The organism is Magnetospirillum moscoviense (assembly GCF_001650635.1).
In the GTDB taxonomy this organism is placed as follows: domain Bacteria; phylum Pseudomonadota; class Alphaproteobacteria; order Rhodospirillales; family Magnetospirillaceae; genus Magnetospirillum; species Magnetospirillum moscoviense.
The window spans coordinates 1-5,138 of record NZ_LWQU01000024.1; the positions used below are offsets into that span (position 1 = coordinate 1).

A 5,138-nucleotide genomic window follows, 5' to 3' on the forward strand; every position below is an offset into this window, starting at 1 on the left:
GCTGATGCTCACCCTCCGTGACGCCATCCCCAAGACTCATGCCCTGGCCAACGCGGAGTTCACCACCATCCGGCTCCGGCTGCTGAAATTGGGCGCCCGCGTCATCGAGACCGCCTCGCGCATCCGTCTCGCCTTCGCCGCAGCCTGCCCCGAGGCTGCCCTGATCCGCCACCTCGCCTCGGCGCTGATGCCCGCCGGACCGTGACCGACGGGGCCGTCATTGCCCCGATCAATCCCGCCCGACAACTCCAGACCCCGTCCGCCTGCCCATCACATCACCCAGACGACCGAAAGGCCGTCGTGGTCAGACGCGCCAAACGTCAGGCGACTACGGGGGCATACAATTCTGAGCGCCATGGTGAATAGGACGGGCTAACGGCATGACACCGAAGGGCCGGTAGGCAAGAACAGCCTACCGGCCCGTCGCCGCGCCTGCTCGGCAAACATTGCTGGGTGGGATCAATGCAGCGTTTGACCGCCGGTCAGCCGGGCTTGAATGGCGGCGAAGTCGTCCGGGTGATGGTCGAACCAGTCGGCCGAGGCGCTTCGGTGGCTTTCCTTGGCTGAGGCGGCGTAGATGCCGGCCTGCAGGGAATCGTCAATCTCGGGCTCGCCCAGGCGCTCGACCAGGCCAGCGATGATCAGCGACAATTCGGTCGGCGCGTCCATCGGCGGGTCCACCCGCTCCAGCGAGGCCCATATGCTGGACAGGTAGGCTCGGCGCATTTCCCAGTCGGAATCGGCGGTCAGCACCACCATCTGGTCGACCAGCGCCTGATAGGGCGGAATCAGATAATCGTAGGCGGTCATCGGCTTATCCTTTCGCCAGGTCGCGATGGCTGCCGTCGCAGCGCGGTTTGTCGAGCGTCCGCTTGCAGGCGCACAGCCACATGGTCTCGGTCCCCCCGGCGGTGAAGGCCGAAGGAGAGATGCCGGTTCCCTTGTGGGCACCGTCGCAGAAGGGCTGCCGCTTGCTGCGCCCGCAGGCGCACCAGTAATAGGTCTTGCCCTCTTGCACCTCGACCTCGATGGGCTGGGTTCCTGCGATTTCGGCTTCCATGGATCTGGTCCTTTCCGGTCATTGGGAAGGATGTGGGAATGCCGGCCGTTGCCGCCAACCGCCCCGGCGTTATATTGGTCCGATGTTGGCAGGTCTTATCCTGATCGTCGGCGCCTTGCTGGCCGTGTGGCTAGCGCGCGACTGGCTTGGCCGGGCCGGGCCGGGCGCGTTGAAACGCCTGGGCGTCGGGCTGGGTCTGGCCGCCCTGGTGGTGGCCGGCATCTGGCTGGTGGCGACCGGCAAGCTGGCCGGCCTGCTGGCCATCGGCGCCGGCCTGGCGCCGTGGATCGGGCGGGTGATGAAATTGCACGCTTTTTGGCGCTGGCTATCGACCGTTCGCCGCCCGGCCGAGCCGCCCCCAGCCCCGTCGCCGCCGGCCACAGCCATGAGCGCCGACGAGGCTCGCGCCGTCCTGGGCGTCGGCCCCGACGCCGATGCCGACGCCATCCGCGCCGCCCATCGCCGCCTGATGCTGGCCAACCACCCCGACCATGGTGGCTCGACCTGGATCGCGGCGCGCCTCAACCAGGCCCGCGATGTCTTGCTGGGATAAGCTCTGCCGTTGCATCCCAGGCCCCGGCATGGCAAAACAACGGCCGGCCCCGCCGTTCGGCGCGGCAGCGATTCTCTTCAGCAGGAGTTTCCTCGAATGGCTCGACGCGTTCGCAAGGCCGTGTTTCCGGTTGGCGGCATGGGCACCCGTTTCCTGCCCGCCACCAAGGCGATGCCCAAGGAAATGCTGCCGGTGGTCGATAAGCCGCTGATCCAGTACGCCGTCGAGGAAGCCGCCGCCGCCGGCTGCGAGCATTTCATCTTCGTCACCGGCCGCGGCAAGAACGCGCTGGAGGATCATTTCGACAACAACCCCGAACTGGTGCGCACCCTGCGTGAGCGCGGCAAGCTGGACCTGGTCGAATCGGTCACCAGCTGGATGCCGAAGTCGGGCCAGATCAGCTATACCCGCCAGAGCGAGCCGCTGGGCCTGGGCCACGCCGTGTGGTGCGCCCGCGACCTGGTCGGCGACGAGCCGTTTGCGGTCCTGCTGCCCGACGATCTGATCCTGGCCAAGACCGCCTGCCTGAAGCAGATGGCCGCCGTCCACACCGAAGTCGGCGGCCATGTCGTCGCCGTGTCGGACGTGCCGCGCGAACACACCAAACGCTACGGCATCCTGGATGTCGAATTCGACAATGGCCGCCTGGCCAAGGCCAAGGGCCTGGTGGAAAAGCCCGACCCCGAGGTGGCGCCATCGACCCTGTCGATCATCGGCCGCTACATCCTGCACCCCATGGTGTTCGAAGTGCTGGACAAGAAGGAAAAGGGCGCCGGCGGCGAGATCCAGCTGACCGACGCCATCGCCCAGACCATCGGCACCGTGCCGTTCCACGGCCTGCGCTTCGAGGGCAAGCGGTTCGATTGCGGCGACAAGGTCGGCTGGCTGGAAGCCAACGTCGCCTTCGCCCTGGCCCGCGAGGACATGGCCGATGCCGCCCGCGAAGTCCTGCGCCAGTTTCAGGTTTGATATTAAGCAAGGATAACGTCCCATGCGTATCGCGATGATCGGCACAGGCTATGTCGGCCTGGTGTCGGGAACCTGCTTCTCGGAATTCGGCATCGACGTGGTTTGCGTCGATAAGGACGCCGCCAAGATCGAGAAGCTGCATCAGAACGTCATGCCCATCTACGAGCCGGGCCTGGAGGATTTGGTCGCCGACAACGTCAAGGCCGGCCGCCTGTCCTTCACCACCGACCTGACGAGTGCGGTCAAGGACGCCGATGCGGTGTTCATCGCGGTGGGCACCCCCAGCCGCCGCGGCGACGGCCATGCCGACCTGTCCTATGTCTATGCCGCCGCCGAGGAAATCGCCGACGCCATGACCGGCTATACCGTCATCGTCACCAAATCGACCGTGCCGGTCGGCACCGGCGACGAGGTCGAGGCGATCATCAAGAAGCGCCGCCCCGATGCCGAATTCGACGTGGTGTCCAACCCGGAATTCCTGCGCGAAGGCTCGGCCATCAACGATTTCATGCGGCCCGACCGCGTGGTGATCGGCACCGAATCCGACCGCGCCCGCCACGTGATGAAGCAGCTTTATCGCGTGCTGTACCTGATCGAGACCCCGATCGTGTTCACCAGCCGGCGGACCTCGGAACTGATCAAGTATGCCGGCAACACCTTCCTGGCCACCAAGATCACCTTCATCAACGAGATCGCCGATCTGTGCGAGAAGGTCGGCGCCGACGTCCATGACGTGGCCAAGGGCATCGGGCTGGATGGCCGCATCGGCAAGAAATTCCTGCATCCCGGCCCGGGCTATGGCGGATCGTGCTTCCCCAAGGACACCCTGGCCCTGGTCAAGACCGCCCGCGACTATGACGCCCCCTTGCGCATCGTCGAGACCGTGGTCGATGTCAACGACAAGCGCAAGAAGGCCATGGCCGAGCGCGTGGTCAAGGCCTGTGGCGGCTCGGTCAAGGGCAAGACCGTCGGCGTGCTGGGCCTGACCTTCAAGCCGAACACCGACGACATGCGCGATTCCCCGTCGCTGGACATCATCCCCGCGCTGGTCGAGGCCGGCGCCATCGTGCGCGCCTTCGACCCGGAAGGCATGCATGAAGCCAAGAAGATGCTGCCGGCCATCACCTATTGCGACGACGCCCAGTCGACCTTGAAGGATGCCGACGTCTTGGTGTTGATCACCGAGTGGAACGAGTTCCGCGCCCTTGGCACCGACCGCTTGAAGAAGCTTCTGAAGGCGCCGGTGGTGGTCGATCTGCGCAATGTGTGGGACCCGGCCGAAATGCGCGAGGCCGGCTTCACCTATGTCAGCATCGGCCGGCCGTAAACCCGGCTGACCCCAATGTTCGACCGCCGCCCCGGCCCTCGGGGCGGCGGTTTTTATTTTTGCCCCTCGCCCGCGAGGGTTTTATTTTTCACAGGCACTTGAAATACTTCTCACAATAACCACGTTTTCGCGCCGATTTGTTTTATTTTGCGCACACCATGGACGCATGGTATTATTTATCTGATTATGCGATTTACCTTGCGGCTCCCACATGCTTCTGGGCCAGGGCCTATCGTTTGGCCTAACGGGGGCGCCCGATGTTCAAGACACAAGAAGACATGACCCGCGGCATCGCCGCCGCTTTCGCCATCCTGGACCGCTGGCGCCTGTCCCAGGCCGAAATCAACGGTGTGCTGGGGTTTCCCTTTGGCACCCAGATCGCCGAATGGCGGCGCGGCGAATTGTCCAGCATGCCGTCCGACGTGGTGCGGCGCTTCGGCTATGTGGTGGCGATCTATCGGGTGATCCAGAAACTTCCCACCGGCATCGACTGGCTGCGCCAGCCGATCCCCGATCTCGACAACCAGTCGCCGCTGGTCCGCATGGCGTCGGGCGATGTCGAGGACCTGAGAATCGTCCGCGACCGCTTCGAGCGCATTCTGAAAAGGCAGCAAGCATGACCGAAATCAGCGATTTCCAGCTCAGCCGGATCTATGCCAGCGGCTGGAATGCCGGTCGCAAGCACCCGTTCGACGACAACACCACCGTCGCCGACCTGGCCCAAAGCCTGAACCCGCATGGCGAGGAGCCGGAACGCGCCCGCTGGTCGCAAGGCTTCTCCGACGCCGCCAACCGTCAGATCAGCACCGCCTCGGGCCTGCGCAAGCGTTAGACCCTATGTTCGCCCCCTGAAACGGCTGGCGGTGCGTCCCACGGCATGTCCCAATCTAGGGTTGCGCCGGACTGGCCGGCGCCGAGCCTCAGACATGGGGGACGGACCTGATGAACGATATCATCTACGTAGGGCTGGATGTCCATAAGGCGACGGTTGCGGTCGCCATCGCCGAAGGGACGCGGGGCGGCGAAGTGCGCCAGTTGGGCAGCATCCCGAACCGCGCCGATCACATCGCCAAGCTAGCCCGTCTTATTCACCGGGACACGGAGTTTTGCTGGCGGATGTAGCGTAACGTCCTGATGCGGCGTAAGATTTTTGTGTTCAAACATCATCTTCGCCAAGGCTGAAAGCGCCACACCCGCCATGACTGACGATAGCCTGCTGCCGTTCTCGT

9 protein-coding genes are annotated in these 5,138 nt (G+C 64.7%); 7 read left to right on the forward strand and 2 right to left on the reverse strand.

The window, feature by feature from the left end:
* Positions 1-205: transposase (locus A6A05_RS01570; RefSeq protein WP_172822152.1), on the forward strand; the 205-nt coding region annotated here is incomplete at its 5' end.
* A 254-nt stretch (positions 206-459) separates the two neighbouring features.
* Here the strand turns inward: A6A05_RS01570 and A6A05_RS01575 are convergent.
* Positions 460-810 (reverse strand): hypothetical protein, encoded by a 351-nt coding sequence (locus A6A05_RS01575; protein ID WP_068496806.1) that lies wholly within the window; start codon positions 808-810, stop codon positions 460-462.
* Positions 811-814: 4 nt separating this feature from the next.
* Positions 815-1,060, reverse strand: coding sequence for a CDGSH iron-sulfur domain-containing protein (locus A6A05_RS01580; protein WP_068496808.1), 246 nt, complete (start codon positions 1,058-1,060; stop codon positions 815-817).
* Between the two features lie 82 nt (positions 1,061-1,142).
* Between A6A05_RS01580 and A6A05_RS01585 the strand changes: the two genes are divergently transcribed.
* The 6 genes from A6A05_RS01585 (at position 1,143) to A6A05_RS01610 (ending at position 5,031) form a co-directional block, all read left to right on the forward strand.
* A complete protein-coding gene (locus A6A05_RS01585) occupies positions 1,143-1,613 on the forward strand; it encodes a J domain-containing protein (protein WP_172822156.1) in 471 nt (156 codons plus the stop codon).
* 96 nt (positions 1,614-1,709) lie between these two features.
* A complete protein-coding gene (galU, locus tag A6A05_RS01590) occupies positions 1,710-2,582 on the forward strand; it encodes a UTP--glucose-1-phosphate uridylyltransferase GalU (protein ID WP_068496810.1) in 873 nt (290 codons plus the stop codon).
* Positions 2,583-2,604: 22 nt separating this feature from the next.
* The gene (locus tag A6A05_RS01595; RefSeq protein ID WP_068496812.1) at positions 2,605-3,909 is read left to right on the forward strand and encodes a UDP-glucose dehydrogenase family protein; all 1,305 of its coding nucleotides are present in this window, start codon (positions 2,605-2,607) and stop codon (positions 3,907-3,909) included.
* 257 nt (positions 3,910-4,166) lie between these two features.
* Positions 4,167-4,529, forward strand: a complete 363-nt coding sequence (locus A6A05_RS01600) for an antitoxin Xre/MbcA/ParS toxin-binding domain-containing protein (protein WP_068496814.1) — start codon at positions 4,167-4,169, stop codon at positions 4,527-4,529.
* Positions 4,526-4,741: a hypothetical protein gene (locus A6A05_RS01605; RefSeq protein WP_068496816.1), complete on the forward strand. Its 216-nt coding sequence runs from the start codon at positions 4,526-4,528 to the stop codon at positions 4,739-4,741. Before A6A05_RS01600 ends, A6A05_RS01605 begins: the two co-directional genes overlap by 4 nt.
* A 110-nt stretch (positions 4,742-4,851) precedes the next feature.
* Positions 4,852-5,031: a hypothetical protein gene (locus A6A05_RS01610; RefSeq protein ID WP_068496817.1), complete on the forward strand. Its 180-nt coding sequence runs from the start codon at positions 4,852-4,854 to the stop codon at positions 5,029-5,031.
* Positions 5,032-5,138: the final 107 nt, after the last annotated feature.

Coding starts and splice junctions, on each gene's coding strand:
- A6A05_RS01575 (WP_068496806.1), bottom strand. CDS start 810: ATGACCGCCTACGATTATCTGATTCCGCCCTATCAGGCGCTGGTCGAC.
- galU (WP_068496810.1), top strand. CDS start 1,710: ATGGCTCGACGCGTTCGCAAGGCCGTGTTTCCGGTTGGCGGCATGGGC.
- A6A05_RS01605 (WP_068496816.1), top strand. CDS start 4,526: ATGACCGAAATCAGCGATTTCCAGCTCAGCCGGATCTATGCCAGCGGC.
- A6A05_RS01600 (WP_068496814.1), top strand. CDS start 4,167: ATGTTCAAGACACAAGAAGACATGACCCGCGGCATCGCCGCCGCTTTC.
- A6A05_RS01595 (WP_068496812.1), top strand. CDS start 2,605: ATGCGTATCGCGATGATCGGCACAGGCTATGTCGGCCTGGTGTCGGGA.
- A6A05_RS01580 (WP_068496808.1), bottom strand. CDS start 1,060: ATGGAAGCCGAAATCGCAGGAACCCAGCCCATCGAGGTCGAGGTGCAA.
- A6A05_RS01610 (WP_068496817.1), top strand. CDS start 4,852: ATGAACGATATCATCTACGTAGGGCTGGATGTCCATAAGGCGACGGTT.
- A6A05_RS01585 (WP_172822156.1), top strand. CDS start 1,143: ATGTTGGCAGGTCTTATCCTGATCGTCGGCGCCTTGCTGGCCGTGTGG.